19 protein-coding genes and 1 pseudogene are annotated in these 20,218 nt (G+C 45.4%); 12 read left to right on the forward strand and 8 right to left on the reverse strand.

The window, feature by feature from the left end:
• Positions 1-7: 7 nt before the first annotated feature.
• The 7 genes from C825_RS12455 to C825_RS12485 all read left to right on the forward strand — a co-directional run bounded on the left by C825_RS12455 (position 8) and on the right by C825_RS12485 (position 7,361).
• A complete protein-coding gene (locus tag C825_RS12455) occupies positions 8-1,198 on the forward strand; it encodes a uracil-xanthine permease family protein (protein WP_010802692.1) in 1,191 nt (396 codons plus the stop codon).
• A 138-nt stretch (positions 1,199-1,336) separates the two neighbouring features.
• Positions 1,337-2,719, forward strand: a complete 1,383-nt coding sequence (locus C825_RS12460) for a polyamine ABC transporter ATP-binding protein (RefSeq protein ID WP_007658233.1) — start codon at positions 1,337-1,339, stop codon at positions 2,717-2,719.
• 38 nt (positions 2,720-2,757) lie between these two features.
• Positions 2,758-3,531 carry an ABC transporter permease gene (locus tag C825_RS12465; protein ID WP_007658232.1) on the forward strand — a complete coding sequence of 258 codons (774 nt, stop codon included), beginning with the start codon at positions 2,758-2,760 and terminating at the stop codon, positions 3,529-3,531.
• Positions 3,528-4,316 carry an ABC transporter permease gene (locus tag C825_RS12470; protein WP_007658229.1) on the forward strand — a complete coding sequence of 263 codons (789 nt, stop codon included), beginning with the start codon at positions 3,528-3,530 and terminating at the stop codon, positions 4,314-4,316. The genes C825_RS12465 and C825_RS12470 overlap by 4 nt, the downstream gene beginning before the upstream one ends.
• 19 nt (positions 4,317-4,335) lie before the next feature.
• Positions 4,336-5,664: an ABC transporter substrate-binding protein gene (locus tag C825_RS12475; protein ID WP_007658227.1), complete on the forward strand. Its 1,329-nt coding sequence runs from the start codon at positions 4,336-4,338 to the stop codon at positions 5,662-5,664.
• A 15-nt stretch (positions 5,665-5,679) separates the two neighbouring features.
• The gene (locus tag C825_RS12480) at positions 5,680-6,285 is read left to right on the forward strand and encodes an HAD family hydrolase (RefSeq protein ID WP_007658225.1); all 606 of its coding nucleotides are present in this window, start codon (positions 5,680-5,682) and stop codon (positions 6,283-6,285) included.
• A 101-nt stretch (positions 6,286-6,386) separates the two neighbouring features.
• Entirely contained in the window at positions 6,387-7,361 is a 975-nt protein-coding gene (locus C825_RS12485; protein WP_007658224.1) for a FimB/Mfa2 family fimbrial subunit, read from the forward strand.
• A gap of 41 nt (positions 7,362-7,402) precedes the next feature.
• On the opposite strand, the gene C825_RS12490 is transcribed toward C825_RS12485, so the two are convergent.
• Together C825_RS12490 and C825_RS12495 are read right to left on the reverse strand one after the other, a co-directional pair.
• Positions 7,403-8,086, reverse strand: a complete 684-nt coding sequence (locus tag C825_RS12490) for a queuosine precursor transporter (protein ID WP_007658223.1) — start codon at positions 8,084-8,086, stop codon at positions 7,403-7,405.
• Between the two features lie 100 nt (positions 8,087-8,186).
• Positions 8,187-8,855, reverse strand: coding sequence for a DUF2490 domain-containing protein (locus C825_RS12495; RefSeq protein ID WP_007658222.1), 669 nt, complete (start codon positions 8,853-8,855; stop codon positions 8,187-8,189).
• Between the two features lie 349 nt (positions 8,856-9,204).
• Here C825_RS12495 and C825_RS12500 point away from each other — a divergent pair, with 349 nt between their 5' ends.
• A complete protein-coding gene (locus C825_RS12500; RefSeq protein ID WP_007658221.1) occupies positions 9,205-9,759 on the forward strand; it encodes a GNAT family N-acetyltransferase in 555 nt (184 codons plus the stop codon).
• Between the two features lie 49 nt (positions 9,760-9,808).
• On the opposite strand, the gene C825_RS12505 is transcribed toward C825_RS12500, so the two are convergent.
• Positions 9,809-10,570, reverse strand: coding sequence for an exodeoxyribonuclease III (locus tag C825_RS12505; RefSeq protein ID WP_007658220.1), 762 nt, complete (start codon positions 10,568-10,570; stop codon positions 9,809-9,811).
• A 149-nt stretch (positions 10,571-10,719) separates the two neighbouring features.
• Here C825_RS12505 and C825_RS12510 point away from each other — a divergent pair, with 149 nt between their 5' ends.
• A complete protein-coding gene (locus C825_RS12510) occupies positions 10,720-11,958 on the forward strand; it encodes a PLP-dependent transferase (RefSeq protein WP_010802693.1) in 1,239 nt (412 codons plus the stop codon).
• Positions 11,958-12,608 carry a LuxR C-terminal-related transcriptional regulator gene (locus tag C825_RS12515; protein WP_007658218.1) on the forward strand — a complete coding sequence of 217 codons (651 nt, stop codon included), beginning with the start codon at positions 11,958-11,960 and terminating at the stop codon, positions 12,606-12,608. The genes C825_RS12510 and C825_RS12515 overlap by 1 nt, the downstream gene beginning before the upstream one ends.
• On the opposite strand, the gene C825_RS12520 is transcribed toward C825_RS12515, so the two are convergent.
• The 5 genes and pseudogenes from C825_RS12520 to cysK all read right to left on the reverse strand — a co-directional run bounded on the left by C825_RS12520 (position 12,609) and on the right by cysK (position 18,343).
• A complete protein-coding gene (locus C825_RS12520; protein WP_010802694.1) occupies positions 12,609-14,213 on the reverse strand; it encodes an MFS transporter in 1,605 nt (534 codons plus the stop codon).
• A gap of 13 nt (positions 14,214-14,226) precedes the next feature.
• A pseudogene (locus C825_RS12525) lies at positions 14,227-15,297 on the reverse strand (HlyD family secretion protein).
• 21 nt (positions 15,298-15,318) lie between these two features.
• The gene (locus C825_RS12530) at positions 15,319-16,629 is read right to left on the reverse strand and encodes a TolC family protein (RefSeq protein ID WP_010802697.1); all 1,311 of its coding nucleotides are present in this window, start codon (positions 16,627-16,629) and stop codon (positions 15,319-15,321) included.
• The gene (locus C825_RS12535) at positions 16,607-17,047 is read right to left on the reverse strand and encodes a MarR family winged helix-turn-helix transcriptional regulator (protein WP_010802698.1); all 441 of its coding nucleotides are present in this window, start codon (positions 17,045-17,047) and stop codon (positions 16,607-16,609) included. The genes C825_RS12530 and C825_RS12535 overlap by 23 nt, the downstream gene beginning before the upstream one ends.
• 348 nt (positions 17,048-17,395) lie before the next feature.
• A complete protein-coding gene (gene cysK / locus C825_RS12540) occupies positions 17,396-18,343 on the reverse strand; it encodes a cysteine synthase A (RefSeq protein WP_010802699.1) in 948 nt (315 codons plus the stop codon).
• Positions 18,344-18,495: 152 nt separating this feature from the next.
• Here cysK and C825_RS12545 point away from each other — a divergent pair, with 152 nt between their 5' ends.
• Together C825_RS12545 and C825_RS12550 are read left to right on the forward strand one after the other, a co-directional pair.
• The gene (locus tag C825_RS12545) at positions 18,496-19,038 is read left to right on the forward strand and encodes an RNA polymerase sigma-70 factor (RefSeq protein WP_007658203.1); all 543 of its coding nucleotides are present in this window, start codon (positions 18,496-18,498) and stop codon (positions 19,036-19,038) included.
• A gap of 108 nt (positions 19,039-19,146) precedes the next feature.
• Complete coding sequence (locus C825_RS12550) at positions 19,147-20,121, forward strand: FecR family protein (protein WP_010802700.1); 975 nt, start codon at positions 19,147-19,149, stop codon at positions 20,119-20,121.
• The last annotated feature ends 97 nt before the right edge of the window (positions 20,122-20,218 follow it).

Genomic DNA, 20,218 nt, shown 5'->3' on the forward strand with positions numbered 1-20,218 from the left:
TTTCGCAATGGACAGCAAAAAATCACTGAGCCCCGCTCAAAAAACAATAGTGGGCGTTCAATTTCTCTTTGTAGCCTTTGGTGCAACAGTATTGGTGCCTTTATTGGTCGGTCTTGATCCTTCGACAGCCCTTTTTACTGCCGGGCTGGGTACATTGATCTTTCATCTGGTTACGAAAGGAAAAGTTCCTATTTTCCTGGGAAGTAGTTTTGCTTTCGTTGCTCCCATCATTAAAGCGACGGAATTATATGGTTTGCCGGGTACGATGTCAGGATTGGTTGCCGTAGGTGCTGTCTACGGACTGATGAGCGCATTGGTTAAATGGCGTGGTATCGGTTTTATTAAAACGCTTTTCCCTCCGGTCGTGATCGGGCCGGTTATTATACTGATTGGTTTGTCGCTTGCCGGTTCCGGTGTGAATATGGCGAAAGAGAACTGGCCGCTGGCCCTGATCGCTTTGCTGACGGCTATTCTGGCATCCTTGCTCGGGAAGGGGATGATCAAGCTGATCCCTATCTTTTGCGGGATCATTGTAGGGTATATTGCCGGGGCAGTCTTTGGTGTGATTGATTTTGAACCGATTGTTGCCGCTCCCTGGTTTGCGTTTCCCCAGTTCGTTAAACCGGAATTATCCTGGGGAGCTGTGATTTTTATGATTCCGGTTACCATCGCCCCGATCATTGAACATATCGGCGATGTATATGCCATCAATGAGGTGACCGGCAAAGATTTTGTGAAAGATCCGGGTTTGCACCGTACTATGTTGGGTGATGGTCTGGCATGTATTGCTGCCGGCCTGATCGGAGGACCTCCTGTAACGACCTATTCGGAAGTGACTGGCGCTATCTCGCTGACAAAGATCACAGACCCTACCGTTATCCGTATTGCTGCGGTGACAGGTATTGTCTTTTCTGTCTTTGGGAAGATCAGTGCTTTTCTGAAATCGATTCCGCCGGCCGTGTTGGGCGGAATAATGTTGTTGCTGTTCGGTACGATTGCGGCTGTCGGTATAAACAGCCTGATACAAAACCGGACGAATCTGGGCGATACACGCAACCTGATTATTGTTTCGCTGATCCTTACCTTCGGTATAGGTGGCGCAGCAATTGAATTTGGCGGTTTTACAATGGCCGGTATCGGGTTGTCCGCATTGTTGGGAGTTTTACTGAACCTGTTGTTACCCAAGGGAAATAAATAAAGTTCGGCAACGTTCTTTTATATATCCATCTCTTAACGGTTCAGACATTTTGAAAGTCCCTTAAAATGTATACCTTTGTGCCGCTTTTATAAAAGCGAGCGATTCTATGTTTAACTAGTAAGGAAAAGGGATAAATCTATGCAAAAGTCCGACTGCATTATCAGTGTAGAACATGTATCCAAGTTCTTTGGGGACAAGGCTGTGCTGAATGATGTAAATTTGTTTGTCCGTAAGGGCGAGTTTGTTACTATTTTGGGACCTTCCGGTTGTGGTAAGACCACATTGTTACGTCTGATAGCCGGATTTCAGACCGCTTCGGAAGGGGAGATCTCCATTGCAGGAAAGGAGATTACGCAAACGCCGCCACACAAAAGGCCGGTCAATACGGTGTTTCAGAAATATGCATTGTTCCCGCACCTGAATGTTTTCAATAATATCGCTTTCGGCCTGAAATTAAAGAAATTGCCTTCCGCCGTGATCGAAAAGAAGGTAAAGCAGGCCTTGAAGATGGTCGGTATGACCGATTACGAATACCGTGATGTCGATTCCCTTTCCGGCGGACAACAGCAACGTGTTGCTATTGCCCGGGCCATTGTGAATGAACCGGAAGTGTTGCTGCTCGACGAACCGTTGGCTGCCCTCGATCTGAAGATGCGTAAAGATATGCAGATGGAATTGAAGGAAATGCATAAGTCACTCGGCATTACCTTCGTTTATGTAACGCATGACCAGGAAGAAGCATTGACATTGAGCGATACGATTGTCGTGATGAGCGAAGGCCGTATCCAGCAGATAGGAACCCCGATCGATATCTATAACGAACCGATCAACTCGTTTGTAGCCGACTTCATCGGTGAAAGTAATATCCTGAACGGATTGATGATAAAAGATAAGCAAGTCTCTTTTGCCGGACACGATTTTGAATGTGTCGATGAAGGGTTTGGAGAACAGGCACCGGTCGATGTCGTAATCCGTCCGGAAGATATTTATATATTCGACCCGTCGGAAGCTGCCATGCTGACCGGAACGGTTACTTCTTCCATCTTTAAAGGAGTCCATTACGAAATGATGGTGCAGACTCCCGAAGGATACGAGTTCATGGTACAGGATTATCATTGTTTTGAAGCCGGACAGGAAGTCGGATTGCTGGTAAAACCATTCGATATTCATGTTATGAAGAAAGAACGTGTTTGCAACACGTTTGAAGGTAAAATGATTGATTCTACCCATGTGGAATTTCTTGGAACCACTTTTGAGTGTAACGAAGTTTCCGATATGGAACCGGACGCTCCTGTAAAAGTGGAAGTCGATTTCCGTCATGTTATTCTGGAGGATAATGAAGAAGACGGCAAGCTGACAGGTGAAGTGAAATTTATCCTGTACAAAGGGAACCATTATCATCTGACAGTGTTTACTGACTGGGACGAAGATATTTTCGTCGATACGACAGATGTCTGGGACGATGGTGACCGGGTCGGTATACGGATTGCCCCTGAGAATATACGTATTATTCATAACTAAAAGGAAAGGAAGTGATAAATAAAGTCTCAGCATTTTTCATGCGGCGCAGGAACTGGACGATTCCTTACGCATTATTTCTGGCGGTATTCGTAGTGATGCCATTGCTCCTGATCGTTTTATATGCCTTTACGGATGCCGAGGGAGCATTTACTTTCGCCAACTTCCGTAAATTTATGATGCATCCCGAGGCATTGAATACCTTTGTCTATTCTATTGGGATTGCGATCATTACCACTTTGGCCTGCCTGCTCTTAGGATATCCGGCAGCCTATATATTGAGTCAGGCCCGTTTTAATACTTCCCGTACGATGGTCGTGTTGTTTATCCTGCCGATGTGGGTGAACATTCTGATCCGTACGTTGGCAACAGTCGCCCTGTTCGATTTCCTTGATTTGCCTTTGGGTGAAGGAGCCTTGATCTTCGGTATGGTATACAACTTTCTGCCCTTTATGATCTATCCGATCTATAACACCTTGCAGAAGATGGACCGCAGCCTGATTGAAGCCGCACAGGATTTGGGAGCCAATCCTTTCCAGGTATTTATGAAGACAATTTTTCCTTTGTCGATGCCCGGTGTGATGAGCGGTATCGTGATGGTCTTTATGCCGACCGTTTCGACGTTTGCTATTGCCGAGTTGCTGACAATGAACAATATCAAACTGTTCGGTACGACCGTACAGGAAAATATCAATAACGGGATGTGGAACTATGGCGCCGCCCTGTCTCTTATCATGTTGCTGCTGATCGGTGTCACGATCCTGTTTACCAACGAGGAAGACAATGCCTCAAATGAAGGAGGAGGTGTGATATGATGACGAAAATAATGGCGAAGGCCTATCTGTGGTTGCTTCTTATCCTGCTTTATTCTCCGATCCTGATCATTATGATCTTTTCATTTACCGAAGCGAAGGTGCTGGGTAACTGGACGGGATTTTCAACAAAATTGTATACTTCCTTGTTTACCGGAGGCGTGCAGCGTTCGCTGGTAGGTGCTTTGTGGAATACATTTGCCATTGCCATGCTGGCTGCATCTATCTCGACAATCCTAGGAAGTATTGCTGCTATCGGTATATTCAACCTGAGAAGCCGTTCGCGTAGAATCATGAACTTCGGAAATGCCATACCGATGATGAATGCAGATATCATAACCGGTGTTTCCCTGTTTCTGTTGTTTGTCAGTTTCGGTATTTCGCAGGGATTTACTACAGTCGTACTGGCGCATATTTCATTCTGTACTCCTTATGTTGTATTGAGTGTGATGCCCCGTCTGAAAAAGATGAACCAGAATGTGTATGAAGCCGCGCTTGATCTGGGTGCAACCCCGTTTCAGGCACTGCGCAAAGTGATTATGCCGGAGATATGGCCTGGAATGATCAGTGGTTTTATCCTGGCTTTCACGCTTTCGATCGACGACTTCGCCGTTACGATCTTTACTATCGGTAACGAAGGACTGGAAACACTTTCAACCTTTATCTATGCGGATGCCCGAAAGGGAGGACTTACTCCTGAACTGCGTCCGTTGTCCACAATCATCTTTGTCACTGTACTGGTGTTGCTGATTGTGATAAATAAGAGAGCTGATAAAGCCGCTAAATAATGTCAAACAGGAGTAGGGTATGAACAGACTAATTAAAATAATATGCGTACTTGTCGCTTGCCTGGGCGTTTTTTCGTCCTGTGCACGTACGGAAAAAGAGCGCAGTAAGATATTGAAAATTTATAACTGGGCGGATTATATCGATGAAGATATTCTGGATGAATTTCCGGTCTGGTATAAGGAGCAGACGGGAGAGGATATTCGTATCATTTACCAGGTATTCGACATTAACGAGATCATGTTGACCAAGGTGGAGCGCGGTCACGAAGATTTCGACCTGATATGTCCTTCGGAATATATCATCGAACGTATGCTGAAGAAAAAGCTATTGCTTCCCATCGACCGTAACTTTGGAAAAACGCCCGATTACCTGAATAACATTTCTCCGTATATCCAGGAACAACTCAATAAACTGAGCCAGCCGGGAATGAAAACGACCGACTACGTTGTCCCTTATATGTGGGGCACGGCAGGCTTGCTCTATAATAAGAAATTTGTTTCGAAGGATGAAGTGATGACCTGGGATTGCCTGTGGAATCCCAAGTATAAAAACAAGATCCTGATGAAAGACAGTTATCGCGATGCCTATGGTACTGCCATCATTTATGCTCATGCCAGGGAACTTGCTGACGGAACCGTTACGGTAGAACAATTGATGAACGACAACTCCCCTGAAGCAATCGCTATTGCCGAGGATTACCTGAAACGCATGAAACCCAATATTGCCGGATGGGAAGCCGACTTCGGTAAGGAAATGATGACCAAAAACAAGGCCTGGCTGAACCTTACCTGGAGCGGAGATGCCGTCTGGGCAATGGAAGAAGCCGATGCAGTGGGAGTGGAGCTTGATTATGAAGTGCCGCTCGAAGGTAGTAATATCTGGTATGATGGCTGGGCAATCCCCAAATATGCCCGCAATGTGAAGGCTGCCAGTTATTTTTTGGATTATCTTTGCCGTCCGGACATTGCCTTGCGCAATATGGATGCCAATGGTTATGTAAGTGCCGTTGCCACACCGGAGATACTGGAGGCAAAAATAGATACGACAATCGAGGAGTTTTCTGATCTCAGCTATTTCTTTGGTCCCGGAAACGACAGTATCCGGATCAATCCGGTACAATATCCCGATCATAAAGTGGTGGAACGTTGTGCTATGATCCGTGACTTTGGCGATGAGACGGAGCTTGTGCTGGAAATGTGGAGCCGTGTGAAAGGCGATAACCTGAATACCGGTATTGTCCTGTTGATCTTTGCTGTGTTCGGTTTGTTATTTGTCTGGGTAGTCTACCGCAGAATACGTGATTATAAACAAAAACAGCGTCACCGCAGACGTCGCAGACGCTGGTAATTATTATTGATGAGTATGGAAGGAATAAAGAATCTGATTATAGACTTTGGCGGAGTGATCATTAATCTGACCCGCAACCGCTGTGTGGAGGCCTTTGAAAGTTTTGGTGTGCCCGATGTCCGCGACTGCATCCTGAACAGTAAAGACCTGTTTATGCAGATAGAGATGGGAACTATCACCTCTGCCGAGTTCAGGGACGGTATCCGTCACCTTACCCAGCAGCGCCTGACCGATGAACAGATTGATGCTGCCTGGATTGCCATGCTCGATGATATACCCGCCTACAAACTCGATTTATTGATGGACCTTCGTTCCAGGTACAATACGATGCTTCTCAGTAATACGAATGAGATCCACTGGCAATGGGCCGAGAAGAATAGCTTTGCCTATAAAGGACATCATGCCGAAGACTTTTTCGGAAAGATATACCTTTCCTATGAGTTGAACATGGTCAAGCCCAATGCCGATATATTTGAATATGTCTTGAAAGATGCCGGTATCAATCCGGAAGAAACCTTATTCCTGGATGATGCCGTACCTAACTGTCGTACGGCGGAGGCGCTTGGTATTCGTACCTATACTCCCCAGCCACGGGAAGACTGGTCGCATCTGTTCAAATAAATTGTAGCCGTTACTTTAAAAGTTAATAAGACCGATTCCGAGAACCAAATTGTTTGTGTGCTGTTTCTATAAGCATAAATCTAAACAAATATTTGGTGATTATGAATAAGTTAGTTTTCTCTACGCTATTGATAGGCGTATTTTTCGGCAGCTGTTCGAAGGATGACGATTGCCATTGCGTAAACACAAATGATCTGATAAGTCCCGAACTGGCCGAAATGAGAGTTTCGACAGGTACTTCAACAACATCATTTACCGGTGTCCTGATGGTTTATCCTTGTACCGGAGATTCCAGCCTTTATTATGGGAATTATACAAGTAACGGTACTCTGATGCCAATTAATGCAACCTACACTATAAAAGACGGTTCCATTTATAAAGCTACTGCTCCTGTCAGGTTGCCTTTGGGAGATTATAATTTCCTGTACTGGGGATTATCCAAAAACAGCCAGACCGATTCGGTATATGATGCCGCAGCTATCAGAGAGCCTGGTTTACGTATAGGGGCAGATTTGTCAGATTTGTATATGACTATGTATCAGGATAATTATAAAGATACAACTTATATGCCTGTCTATGACTATCTGCATGCCGTCAATCCCATCAAAGTCGGTACGGATAAAATGCAGGCAACGATGAAGCATGCCACAGCCGGTTTAAAAATAACACTGACGAATAAGGACGGCAATAAGATGGATGCGAGTATCGCTTCTGCCCGTATCCTGGTTGGAAATATTGCTTCCCGGCTGGACTATTATACTGCTGAAGCAAGCGACTTCACAAAGACTGTCGCATTTCCGTTGACCATGTCGACCGATAGCATGTCCATGTCCGCCAATTCAACAGTTATGGTTTTCCCTTCTTCCGACAATCCTCCCCTCACTATTATGCTGACGTTGAAGAATGGATTGGTAAAACATTTCCGGAAACCTTTGGACAATGCATTAATAGCCGGAAACCGTCTGACTCTCAATATTACATTAGGAGAATTATACTCCGAAGAAACCTCATCTGACGGCTTCGAAGTAGAGAACTGGACAGAAAGCACAGAAACGATAGACTTTCCGGCAGGCTAAATGTAGTAAGTTGACAGTTGACAAGTGACAGTTGTCAACTGTTATATGTCTTTTACCTTCAAAACATTATAAGAAGTTCCGATATCATAGACATCGCTACCGTCCACCTTCTTTATGTATTTTACTACGCGGATCGTTACTGGAAGAATGATCACTTCATAGAGGGATTTCAGAACCGCTTGTGTCCCGATCATGATTAATAATTCTTTGCAGGGAATCAATCCGGCAAAAGCGATCGGAAAGAAAATCATCGAATCGGCACTCTCACCCACTAATGTCGAAGCGATCGCACGTAAAGAAAAGTTTTTCCCTTTGGAAGCAATCTTCATCTTACTCATCACATACGCATTCAGGAACGAGCCGACCAGAAAAGCGATCAGACTTGCAATCGCAATGCGCGGAGCCATTCCAAAGACGAAGTTAAAACCTTCTTCCCCTTCCCAAAACGGGGCGGCAGGCAACATGACTGCCAGTTGTGCAAATCCGATAACGAGGAAGTTAGAAGCAAATCCGCTCCAGATAATCAAACGCGCTTTCTTAAATCCCCATACTTCGGCAATACAATCATTGATAATATAGGAAATAGGGAATACGATCAGTCCGGCTGTAGCAGTAATACCAAATACCTGTACGACTTTCGTCTCTAAAAGATTGGACGCTACCAGGCATATATTGAACAGGATGCCAAGCAGCATAAATGGGATTGTTACAGTTGTCTTCTGCATAATTCTTGTTTTTTACGAGGTTTATCAAGCACTCGGGAAAGCAAAAACTTTCCGTATCATGTCTATAAATTAAATTCCGGCTGCAAAGATAGTTATTTTTTTAGAACCTGTGTGAATAGGTCAGCCCTATTGCATGTTTATAATTGACCGGATCATATACGTTGAATATATGGTAACGGTAATATAACTGCAATGCGTTTTGCTTGTTTATCTTATAATCGCTTCCGGCTGAGAGGCGAATCCTGTCTGTGTGCATATTACCTTGATAGCCTGTGTCATTAAATATTTCGGCATAAGCAAAAGGGGAGAAATCCGTTTTACTGATCTTGTAGGAGAGGGTGAGCATTGTCCGGAGATAATTCTTGGGATGTTCGGCGCCTGTTTTATAAGTACTCTGGAATCGTTCGCGAAGAGACAGGACAAAGTTGCCGACAGGATATTTTCCCGAAGCATACACATAATATCTGTTCCGTAACTCTTCGGAAGCCTTGTACTGGTTAAGTAACATATAGGCTACTCCGGCTTTCAGATACCGATTGAATGTATAGTTGATTTCTCCTGTTGTCAGAAACCACTCTGCCTGTTTGAAGTTTGATTTCGGACGGATATCCTCTTCCAGTAAAAAAGAAAACTTATGATAAATCTTTCCCGACAGACTAACCTTAAATGCCATTCCGGCACCATCCATTGCCCACAGAGTAGAATGACTCTGAAACATCAAAAAGACGAATAGAATAAAGAAACAATTTCTCTTGAAATAGTTTTTCATAGGAATATGATGTGTTTTTAATTTAGATTTAGAGCAAAGATAAGGATAAAAGAATTATTTTTGTATCTCATGTAACTTAATAAAATCATGTTATGAAGAACTTCTTCCGGCACTGAGTGGTTACTAACCGGATTATTTTGCTATATTTGCTCCCGAATTATAAAAACAGTTTTTTGAAAACACTACTTTCTACATCTATAAGTGCTTAATAACAGCCTATAACTCTTTATAGGCTGGTCACTTCAATACTCCGGATATACATCTTTATCCGAGCCTTATTATTATATCCTTTTTCATATAAAAACTGTTCCCATAAGGGAGCATAGTAACCATTTAATATATCATAGTCATGAATTTAAACGACGTGCAAGTCAGGAGGGCTACTTCTGACGATTTTAACGATGTAATGAACGTTGAACGACTCGCTTTCGGTGAAGATGGCGAGGCCGTACTGGTGGAAGACCTTTTGGCAGATCAGACAGCAGAACCTTACGTCTCGTTGCTTGCCTGTTATCAGGGGGAGGCTATAGGCCATATCCTTTTTACAAAGGCCTCACTGGAGGGGAGCAATCCTTCACCTTCTGTTTATATCCTGGCTCCTTTGGCCGTAAAGCCGGAGTATCAGAAACAAGGTTTCGGAGGTTTGCTGATCCGGGAAGGCCATCGGATATTGAAGGAGATGGGAGTGGAGATGGTTTTTGTGCTGGGGCATAAAGAGTATTATCCCCGTCATGGTTTTAAGGGGAATGCAGAAGCAGCCGGTTATCCGCCTCCTTATCCGATTGAAGATATCTATGCTGATTGTTGGATGTATCAATCCCTTACTTCGGAAGCAGGAAGTATTCCTAAAGGAAAGGTAAGATGCGCTGATGCACTGGACAAGCCGGAGTATTGGCGTGAATAAAGAGAAGAGGGGAGATATATTCTCCCCTTTCATATATACTTTCTGTCTTTTATTCAATCTCCAATACCGCCGGGCAATGATCTGAATGCACGGCATCATTCAGAATATAAGCCGATTTCAGCAGCGGTTTTACCGGTTCGCTGACCATGCAGTAATCGATACGCCAGCCTTTATTGTTTTTACGGGCGTTGAAACGATAGCTCCACCATGTATATTGTTGCTTTTCCGGATTGAGATGGCGGAATGTGTCGATAAATCCCGCATCCAGAAACCGTGTCATCCATTCGCGCTCTTCGGGAAGGAAACCGCTGTTAGTCGCATTGCGTACCGGATCATGAATGTCTATCGGTTCATGACAGATATTATAGTCGCCGCAAAGAATCAGATTCTTACGTGTTTTCTGTAATTCCACTACATACTTCTGGAAATCTTCCAGCCACTCCATTTTAAAGGCCTGGCGTTCATCACCACTGGTTCCGGAAGGATGGTAGACACTGACAATTGACAGGTCACCATAATCCGCACGGATAAAACGGCCTTCGTTATCATATTTTTCTATACCCATTCCTATTTCCACATGATCGGGTTCCTGACGGGTGAGGATAGCTACCCCGCTATAACCTTTCTTCTGGGCACTGAACAGGTAAGGTTTATAACCTGAATCCGCAAAGGCCTCTGCCGGGAATTGATCCGGCTGAAGTTTAGTTTCCTGCAGGCAGAGTACATCGGGCTGCTCTTGTTTTAACCATTCCGGAAAGCCTTTTCCCACAGCGGCGCGGAGGCCGTTTACATTGTATGTTATTATCTTCATATAACAGCTCTTTTAGATCGTTTAATAGGAATCCAAAGATACAATTTAACAGTTGGATGTACTAATTTTTACCGGATAATTCTATTTTACATCTAAATGAATCCTAAATTTGTAGCGGCAAAAAGAAAATTATACGAGGAAAATACAGAATGGAAGAAAATAGTTTTGAAGCCCGTTTGCTTCATACGCCTTACGAGAAGCCGGACGCCTATGGCTCATTGGCAATGCCGGTCTATAACACTGCTGCTTACGAGTTCGAATCGGCGGAAGCGATGGAAGCCGCTTTCTGTGGCCGTACGTCCGACCATGCTTATTCGAGGATTACAAATCCGACCGTACAATATTTTGAAGATCGTGTGCTGTCCGTTACCGGAGTCATGAGTGTCACCGCCCTCAATTCCGGTATGGCTGCCATTTGCAATACGTTGATGACGATCGGGCGTGCAAAAGCCAATATCGTCACTTCCCCGCATCTGTTCGGCAATACCTGGTCATTGATGAAGACGACGCTGGCCACCTTTGATATCGAGGCACGTTTCTGTAACCTGACCGATCCCGACGAGGTCCGCGCCCATATCGACTGCAACACCTGTGCGATCTTTCTCGAAGTGATTACCAATCCGCAGCTGGAAGTGGCCGACCTGAAGATGTTATCTTCTATCGCAAAGGAGGCGGGAGTACCTTTGATCGCCGACACGACGATCGTTCCTTTCTCTGTCTTCCACGGAAAAGATTTTGGTATAGATATCGAGATCGTATCCAGCACCAAATATATCTCCGGCGGGGCAACAAGCATAGGAGGCCTGATACTTGATAACGGGACCTTCGACTGGAGCCATTTTATCACACTGAAACATTGGTATGAACAGTTTGGCGAACGCGCTTTCACCGCCCGCCTCCGGAAGGAGATACACCGGAACCTGGGCGCTTATATGACGCCGCAGGTTGCCTACATGCAGACGCTGGGACTGGAAACCATGCCTCTCCGTTTCGAACGGCAGGGAGCAACTTGCCTGGAACTAGCCGGCCGGCTGCAAACGCTGGAAGGTATTGTGTCGGTCAATTACACCGGCCTGAAAGATAATCCTTATTATAAACTGAGCACTGTCCAGTTCGGAAAATATCCGGGAGCCATGCTGACATTCGACCTGCCTTCCCGTGAGGCCTGCTTTGCCTTTATGAACCGCCTGCAACTGATCCGCCGTGCCACGAACCTGTTCGACAACAAGACATTGGCTATCCATCCGGCAAGCACCATCTATGGCAGTTTCACCGAAATGCAACGGCAGGAAATGGATATCAGCCAGCAAACAATCCGCCTGTCGGTCGGACTCGAACCGGTCGACGATTTGTATAACGACATTAAACAGGCTTTAGCCATACGCTGATGCGGACGCTTATCATAGCTGATAACCAGGATATCACCAAAGCCGGCATCCTTTACCTGAGCGACAGGATGCCGGATCTTAGCCTTGTGACCGAGGCTGCCGACAAACACGAGCTGCTTCAACTCCTTCAACAGCATCCGCAGGCTGTCGTGATCCTCGACTACACGCTTTTCGATTTGACGAGTGCCGACGAACTTCTGATCTTGCAGGAGCGTTTCAAACAGGTCTCCTGGATACTTTTCAGCGATGAACTGAGCGAAAATTTTATCCGCCGCATCCTCTTCAGCAGCGAGGCTTTCAGCATCGTCTTGAAGGATGCCCCGTCAGCAGAAATACGTGCGGCCCTGCAATCGGCTTTACATTCCGAACGTTTTATCTGTCAACGGATTCATAACCTGCTTTCAGAAAAGAAAATAGTCCGTGAACCCAAAGAGCACCCCGTACTGACCTCGACAGAAAAAGAAATACTGAAATCCATCGCTTTAGGCAAGACGACCAAAGAAATTGCCTCCGAGCGTTTCTCCAGCATCCACACCATCACCACCCATCGCAAAAATATTTTCCGCAAACTGGAAGTAAATAATGTGCACGAGGCAACCAAATATGCTCTGCGCGCAGGGATAGTCGATGCAGCGGAATACTATATTTAATCAGACCATATCTTCCCCAGTCTTCACAATCTCGACTTTCAAAGTCTTGTGGAAAGGCGTAAAGCGGGAGATAACCATCACCACAATCGCAAAGATGAGCACGTAGCCGATAATCGTTTTCAAGGCAAGCAACAAGCTTTGCGATTGCAGTGTGGTGTAAAGGCTGTTTGTAGCCAGTTGCACGGCATCCGTCATGCTATGTCCCTGTGCCAGTGCATTATTGAGTGACTGGTTGTATTGCTGTGCCGCCAGCGGGTTATCGAGGCGCATATTCTCCGAGAGGATCGCCATATCCCGCAATTGCAGACGGTAAAGCATATTATTGAAGAAGGCCGACGACAGGGCAGGAGCTATCACCGAACGGCAGGTGATCAGGAAAAAGGCATTATATATCATCAGCTTCGGATTCATATCTTCCACCGCATACACACCGAAAGCGATAAACAAGATCATCATTCCCATTCCCCGGAGAAACATCGGAAGATACAACATTTCGTACCTCCCGTCCGGTGTGATCCCGAAATAGAGGATAGCCAGATAGATCACATAACACAGCATCCCTCCGGATATCAATATCCTGAAACGCCACCGTTGCCAGCGGAACCACCAGAAACAGATCACCGCCCCGCAGATAAACCCCGGCAGCATCCAGAGATTCAGAAAGTTGGCATGTACGCTGTCTACCCGTATGATATTATTCATATAACTGGTCACCAGCGAACTGGTGGAAGAAAAGAACATCACCAACATCATGAAGAAATAGCCGATCAACGCCTTGCTGCTGTTCAGCACTTCCAGTTTCAGATACGGATTTTTCCGCGTCTTCTGCCGGAACTGGAATAACCAGACCAATACCGGCAGCGACAGCACATACACCGTGATTTTAGCGGACGAAAACCAGTCGAGTGTCTTCCCGTAGGTGGCCGACCAGATGGTGAAAAGCAGGATGGAGGCCATGAGCAGGATACTTTTCCAATCTATCTCTTTAAAAGGAAAATAGACAGGACGCCTGGCATACCGGAAGAACATCAGGATAAAAGAGATGGCAACCAGCAAGAGCAGGATAACGAAGTAATACATATACTGCCATTGGTAGTAATAGGCCAACTGTGCCGTGACCGCCATCGAGACCTGGCCTGCCGAGAACACGATCGGGTAGAAGTAAGCATAAAATTCGCTGCGCACATTCTGCGGACTGAAAAGCGGACGTATCATCAGGATGATCTCCAGCATGGCGAAACCTTTCAGAAAACCGATAAAGAAGCTGCATACGATAATGATATCCATCTGGTTCACCTGCGCACAGATAAAGCTGAGGATCACCTGCAACAAGAGGTCGATCAGCAGGATCGTTTTAGTGGTCACTACCGGACGCACTTTCGGGATCAGCGGATAAGCAACCGCCATTCCCGCCGATGTCGCATAGTAAGCCATGCTGATGTCTTCGCTCAACACACCCAGCGTTCCTGAAACTTCGGTGATAGTCCCGGTATAGGCTCCGTTGATCAGGATGATCGGCAGCATGACGGTAAAAGCCGTAACGATCCCCAGCCAGCGGGGGACCCAGGGGCGGATAGGGACATTCAGGGGTGTTTGTGTAGCCATTATGCTGTATTATTCAATGTCTTTTCAATGCTTCCGTTTCCACCATCATGCCGGCACGGAGCAGATTCATGTCTTCGGGCGAAACGTCAATCAGGTCGATGCGCACAGGGATGCGCTGTTGTATCTTGACGAAGTTGCCGGCTGAGTTATCGGTCGGGACGAGGGAGTATTTGGAGCCGGTCGCTTCGGAGATCGCCGTCACGGTGCCGTGGAAAATGTGGTCGTCTACAGCATCTACTTTGATGCGTACTTTTTGGCCGATGTAGATATGGCTGATTTGTGTTTCCTTGTAATTGGCGGTTATCCATTTGTCATTGTTGCGGACGAGGTAGCTGAGGGTTTGTCCGGCTTGAACCAGTTGTCCGGTTTCCAGCGTGCGGCGTCCCATGTATCCGTCGAAGGGAGCGGTGACGACTGTATACGACAGGTTGAGTTGCGCCATCTCCAGGTCGGCTTCTTTGCGCAGGATGGCCGCCTTCACACTGCCGCTTTTCTTGCTCGTCTCCGAATATTGCGATTGGGCGGCACTCTTTTGGCGGAGCAGGGATTCGTAACGGGCTTTCATGGCTTCGTATTCAGCCTTGACCTGTTCGTATTGCTGTTGCGAGACGGACTCTTCGGCCAGGAGGTTGGCATAACGTCGATGGTCCTGTTCGAGTTGCCGGAGGCGGGCTTCCGTCTCGGCGATATTGGCCTCCTGTACGCTGATATTCACCTGGGAGGTTTCGATGCCGGAACTTAGTATGTCTTTGGAGGCCTGGGCATCGAGGAGGGCGGCTTCGGCATCTTTCAGCTTGATACGGTATTCCCGGTCGTCGAGGATCAGAAGGGTGTCGCCTTCCTTTACCTACTGGTGCTCGGTGAAACGGACTTCCCTGATGTAACCCGGTACGCGGATATTGACGGGGGTGATATATTGATCCACTACGGCGTCATTGGTGATTTCGTAGTTGACATATTTCCAGAAGTAGTTGACCGTCCATGATATGCCGCCGAAAGCGAGCAGGATACATACGGTGTTGAGGGTGATATTCCTTATTTTCAGTCGCCTCAGTTGTTTTCTTTTTCTATGTAGTCCGGACATATTTGTCTGTTTTTAATTAAGTTATAAATTGCCGCACGCATGCATCAGTTGATAATAACTGTAGATAGCCTCGGTGCGTGCATTGGTCAGTTGCAGTTCGGCTTCAAGCCTGACGCTGCTGGCATCGAGCAGGTCGGTCAGGATGGATAGCTGGTTGAGATAACGGTTGTTTACGATACGGTAGTTCTCCTCCGCTTGCCTGACCGACAGGATCAGTGCCTGTACGCGGTCGAGCGCTTCGTGATGCCTGATCCAGGCGCTTTTGACATTAATACGGATATCCTGGCGGATTTGTTCTTCCTTATTTTTCTGGATATTGACAATTTGTTTTACCTCATGTATCTTATGTTTATTCTGATAAAGGGATGACAGGTTGTAGGAGAGGCTTAAAGCGATATTCCAGTTGTTGGAGAAGACGTCTTCCATCGTAGTGCTCAGCGGGCGTGCCAGGGTATTGGCGGCACGTACCGAGAGTGAGGGCAGATAGTCGGCTTTTGACAGGAATATATCGTTTTCAGCCAGCTTCGTGTTGTAGCGGGCGATCTGTAATTCGGGATAGTTGAGGTAAGCCTGTTGGACGTAGGCATCATAGCTTTCCAGTGAAACGGCCGTGTAAAGCAATGCCGTGTCGGGTTTCAGGAGGAATGTTTCATCCAGTCCGAGCAAGACGTCAAGTTGCTGGGAGACGATTGCGATATTATCGTCTGCTTCGCGGCAGGCCAGCTGGTCGTTGGTGAGTTGCAGTTCACTACGCAACTCGTCGTTTCGGGTGACGATACCTTCTTTCTTCAGGCGGCGGATATCCTCAAGTCTGCGGGTGGACTCTTCCACGTTACGGGCAAATACGTCTTTTTGTTTGTAGAGGCTGAAAAGGTCCATATACTGACGGAGCAGGAGCAGTTTGACTTCGGCTTTGCTACTGGCCGAATTGAGTGCTGCAATCTGTTTCTCCAACGAGGCACGTTTGATATTATAATGTATTTTACCTCCGCGATAGACGGGTTGGGTTACTTCTACATTATAATTATGTGACCAGTCGGGCAGGTCGGGATGAACCGGTTGCGTCAGTCCCTGCCGGAAGACGGTAGACTGTCCGATATATCCGGTCGTCGCACCGATACTGATACCGGGCAGACGGGCCGTTTGCGCTGTTTTTTTCTTGTCGGCTGCGACGACTTCCTGCATGTGGGAGGCTTGCAGACGCAGACTGTTTTCCGTACCCAGGCGGAAGAGTTCGTCGAGGGTAAGAGAATAAGCCTGTTGGGAACAAGTCGCAACAGGCTTTCCTATAAACAGTAACAATAAAAAACTATATTTGATCAAATATCTCATTCAGTTTGCTTAGATGTTTCATACAGGCTTCCATATGTTTGGTGTTCATTTGTTGCCCGACCTGGGTGTACATGTCTTTCAAGAGGGATTTGATCTTGGCGGCTACCTTTTCTCCTTCGGGGGTGAGGTATATCAGTTTATTACGGCGGTCGTTGCAATCTTCCTGCCGTATAACCCATCCTTTCTTCTCGAGATTATTGATCAGGTTGGTGAGGCATGCTTTGTCTTTCGCTGTTTTTTCGGCCAGCGATTGTTGGCTGACTCCCTGTTCTTTCCACAAACAATGCATTACCTGAAGCATTTCAAAGGTCATATCGACGTTGTTGCTTTTCAGTATTCGCTGAATGGTCTGGCGGAATGTCATGCGTGTCCTTAATACTAGTAGATTAAGTTCGTGAGCTAATTCACTATCTGTCATACTTGCTGTTTTTATCGGCGCAAAGATAGATATTTATCGGATATTAGTCAAATATTTGACTAATTATGTGTGAAAAACTAAGGGAAAGAAGTTCGATATTTATCAGATTTGAACTATCCGATTATTGACCGGTTGTACCTGTCTCCCCTCTTGAGAGGGGGAAGGGGGGTGTTATTGTTCGCCCTATAACTAGCTTTAACACACCCCTGTCTCCCCTCTCAAGAGGGGAATTGGTTACTCCCATCACTATAAACTGATAGCTCAATTATTCCTAAATTGGCATATTGCCACATTGGCTCATTATTTTCTAAATATGCTTCAGTTTATAGAATATAGATAAGGTCTCGTTTATAACGGATATTCTTCGAATGCATATAATACGGTAGAAAGATACCGCTCTCCGGTATCGGGTAATAGGGCAACGATTGTTTTGCCTGCATTCTCTGGCAGTTCCGCCAGTTTTAGAGCAGCGTATACGGCAGCACCGGAAGAGATACCTACCAGCAATCCTTCTTTTTGTGCCAGTTCACGGCTGGTACGGATGGCATCGTCATTTTCTACCTGAATGATTTCATCGACGTATTTGCCGTTATATGTTTTAGGAATGAATCCGGCCCCGATACCCTGTATCTTATGCGGTCCCGGTTTACCACCGGAGAGGACGGGGGAGTCGCTCGGTTCTACCGCTACGATTTTCACATTCGGATTATGTGTTTTCAATCCTTCACCGACACCGCTGACTGTTCCGCCCGTACCGACACCGGCTACGAAAATATCGACTTTACCATCCGTATCGCGCCAGATTTCCTGTGCAGTAGTCTGTACGTGTTTAGCCGGATTGGCCGGATTCTCGAATTGTTGCAGGATGACGGAACCGGGTGTTTCATCACGTAATGATTCGGCTTTGGCGATAGCTCCCTTCATGCCATCGGCTCCGGGAGTTAATACTAGGTGGGCTCCAAGAGCTTTCAATAAGTTGCGGCGTTCTACACTCATCGTTTCCGGCATTGTCAGAACCAGTTTATATCCTTTGGCAGCAGAAACGAAGGCAAGTCCTACACCAGTATTTCCACTTGTCGGTTCGATAATGGTCGCTCCCGGTTTCAGAAGTCCTTTCTGTTCTGCGTCTTCGATCATTGCCAGGGCGATGCGGTCTTTCACACTGCCTGCCGGGTTGAAGTATTCCAGTTTACCGATCAGTTTTGCTTTTAATCCTTTGCTTGCATTGAAGTTGGAAAACTCTAATAACGGAGTGTTACCAATCAGGTCTGTCAGTTTTTTTGCTACGTTTGCCATATCATTCTATATTTTAGTTGTTCTTATTTATGCAACAAAGATAAGAGGAGTATTGATTATGGGAAATACCATAAAGAGGGTATATTTTATTTTTTACTTTCTGCCGGGTAAAATAAAATCTCTTATATTTGCATACATTCTGAATGTGGAAAATGGAGGATAACGAACTGATATTATTATTGAAGCAAAACAGTAAAGAGGCTTTTACTGCTTTATATAAAAAGTACTGGAGGCAGGTATACAACTTCAGCCGTCTTTACCTGACCAATCAGGATACAGCAGAGGAAGTCGTGCAGGAAGTTTTTATAAAAGTGTGGGAAGGGCGTGACTTTATGCGTGAAGACGATAATTTCAAAGGATTGATGTTTATCATCACCCGCAACCTGATATTTAACCAACACCGAAAAAATTTGAACGAAGATTTTTATAAAATGACCGTCCTCGCCGCTATGGAAGATTCATACGATATTGAAGAGGAGATAGAGGCGAAGAACCTGAGCGAATATATTGACATGCTTATAAACGAGTTGCCGCCACGCCGCCGGGAAATATTTAATCTGAGCCGGAAAGGAAACAAGAGCTATAAAGAAATAGCCGAATTGTTGAATATATCGGAGAAAACTGTTGAAAATCAAATTAGTGAAGCGCTTAAATATCTGCGGAAGAATATCACTCTACTTTCTCTTTTCCTGTAAAAACCGATTCCCTTTTTTCATTTATTCTTAGAAAATTAGAAAAAACGATGGGCGGATAGGGGGAACCTATATGTTCGGGGGTATTTATTATAAAGCAGATAAAAAGAAATGGATCAGGATAATAAAAGATATATATTAAAAAAGCTGATGCAGGATGCATTGGGAGAGGAGGAGCGTACTGCACTGAATGAGCGGGATGCGGTAAAAACACAAATGTTAAGTCAGTGGAACAATGCTCCGGATGCTGCGTATATTGACCGGGCTGACAGTATGCGGATATGGCATCGTATACGCCAAAGTATTTGGGACAATGTATCTGTAAAAAGATATTTATTCTATAAAGTTTATAGTGTGGCAGCATCTGTTTTATTGTTGTTGGCTGTCGGAGGGATGGCTTATTATCTAGGAGAGAAAGATAATATTCCTGTTTATGTTGTTACGTCAGGTATTCAGAATATGCAATCGGTATCATTGCCGGACGGGACGGTCGTACAGTTGGGACCCGGTAGTAAATTGACCTATCCTGCTGCATTTACAGGAAAAACACGTGAAATACATTTAGACGGTCAGGCTTTTTTTGATATCCATAAAAATCCTCACAAACCCTTTATCGTACATACTTCGGAAATGGAAGTACAGGCTTTGGGAACGGCTTTCGAGGTGTTTGATTATGATATAGAAAGTAAATCGGAGACTGTCCTGTTAAATGGGAAAGTCAAGATAGGAATAAATAATTCAAAAGGTGATAGAGCTGAGTTTATTTTGTCGCCGAATGAAAAGATGGTATATGATCAGCAAGCAGATTCGGCCTATGTTTTAACTGTCAATGCAGATAAATATACTTCATGGCGAAAACAGAAGATAGTCAGTTTCGAAAATGAAAAACTATCCATGATTATTCCACGTCTGGAGCAATGGTACGGACGTAAGATTATGTGCCAGCAAGACCTGGCGGATAAATACCGCTTTACATTTAAGGTAAGGGATGAATCATTGGAACGGATATTGTTTATGATGGGAGAATCATCTCCTTTAAAATATCAAAAGACAAGTAATGGAAATTATGTGTTAGTTCTCAAATAATTAATAATCTAAATCTATAGCCTATGGACATATCGAGCAGTTAACCTAAAAAAATTGGAAGATACCTGCAAGTACCTTCCAATCCGTGAGTTTTCAA

The organism is Parabacteroides sp. ASF519 (assembly GCF_000364265.2).
GTDB classification, from domain to species: Bacteria; Bacteroidota; Bacteroidia; order Bacteroidales; family Tannerellaceae; genus Parabacteroides; species Parabacteroides goldsteinii.

Excerpts from the sequence above, each read along its gene's own strand:
- C825_RS12455 (WP_010802692.1), top strand. The coding sequence starts at position 8 with ATGGACAGCAAAAAATCACTGAGCCCCGCTCAAAAAACAATAGTGGGC.
- C825_RS12460 (WP_007658233.1), top strand. The coding sequence starts at position 1,337 with ATGCAAAAGTCCGACTGCATTATCAGTGTAGAACATGTATCCAAGTTC.
- C825_RS12465 (WP_007658232.1), top strand. The coding sequence starts at position 2,758 with ATGCGGCGCAGGAACTGGACGATTCCTTACGCATTATTTCTGGCGGTA.
- C825_RS12470 (WP_007658229.1), top strand. The coding sequence starts at position 3,528 with ATGATGACGAAAATAATGGCGAAGGCCTATCTGTGGTTGCTTCTTATC.
- C825_RS12475 (WP_007658227.1), top strand. The coding sequence starts at position 4,336 with ATGAACAGACTAATTAAAATAATATGCGTACTTGTCGCTTGCCTGGGC.
- C825_RS12480 (WP_007658225.1), top strand. The coding sequence starts at position 5,680 with ATGGAAGGAATAAAGAATCTGATTATAGACTTTGGCGGAGTGATCATT.
- C825_RS12485 (WP_007658224.1), top strand. The coding sequence starts at position 6,387 with ATGAATAAGTTAGTTTTCTCTACGCTATTGATAGGCGTATTTTTCGGC.
- C825_RS12490 (WP_007658223.1), bottom strand. The coding sequence starts at position 8,086 with ATGCAGAAGACAACTGTAACAATCCCATTTATGCTGCTTGGCATCCTG.
- C825_RS12495 (WP_007658222.1), bottom strand. The coding sequence starts at position 8,855 with ATGAAAAACTATTTCAAGAGAAATTGTTTCTTTATTCTATTCGTCTTT.
- C825_RS12500 (WP_007658221.1), top strand. The coding sequence starts at position 9,205 with ATGAATTTAAACGACGTGCAAGTCAGGAGGGCTACTTCTGACGATTTT.
- C825_RS12505 (WP_007658220.1), bottom strand. The coding sequence starts at position 10,570 with ATGAAGATAATAACATACAATGTAAACGGCCTCCGCGCCGCTGTGGGA.
- C825_RS12510 (WP_010802693.1), top strand. The coding sequence starts at position 10,720 with ATGGAAGAAAATAGTTTTGAAGCCCGTTTGCTTCATACGCCTTACGAG.
- C825_RS12515 (WP_007658218.1), top strand. The coding sequence starts at position 11,958 with ATGCGGACGCTTATCATAGCTGATAACCAGGATATCACCAAAGCCGGC.
- C825_RS12520 (WP_010802694.1), bottom strand. The coding sequence starts at position 14,213 with ATGGCTACACAAACACCCCTGAATGTCCCTATCCGCCCCTGGGTCCCC.
- C825_RS12530 (WP_010802697.1), bottom strand. The coding sequence starts at position 16,629 with ATGAGATATTTGATCAAATATAGTTTTTTATTGTTACTGTTTATAGGA.
- C825_RS12535 (WP_010802698.1), bottom strand. The coding sequence starts at position 17,047 with ATGACAGATAGTGAATTAGCTCACGAACTTAATCTACTAGTATTAAGG.
- cysK (WP_010802699.1), bottom strand. The coding sequence starts at position 18,343 with ATGGCAAACGTAGCAAAAAAACTGACAGACCTGATTGGTAACACTCCG.
- C825_RS12545 (WP_007658203.1), top strand. The coding sequence starts at position 18,496 with ATGGAGGATAACGAACTGATATTATTATTGAAGCAAAACAGTAAAGAG.
- C825_RS12550 (WP_010802700.1), top strand. The coding sequence starts at position 19,147 with ATGGATCAGGATAATAAAAGATATATATTAAAAAAGCTGATGCAGGAT.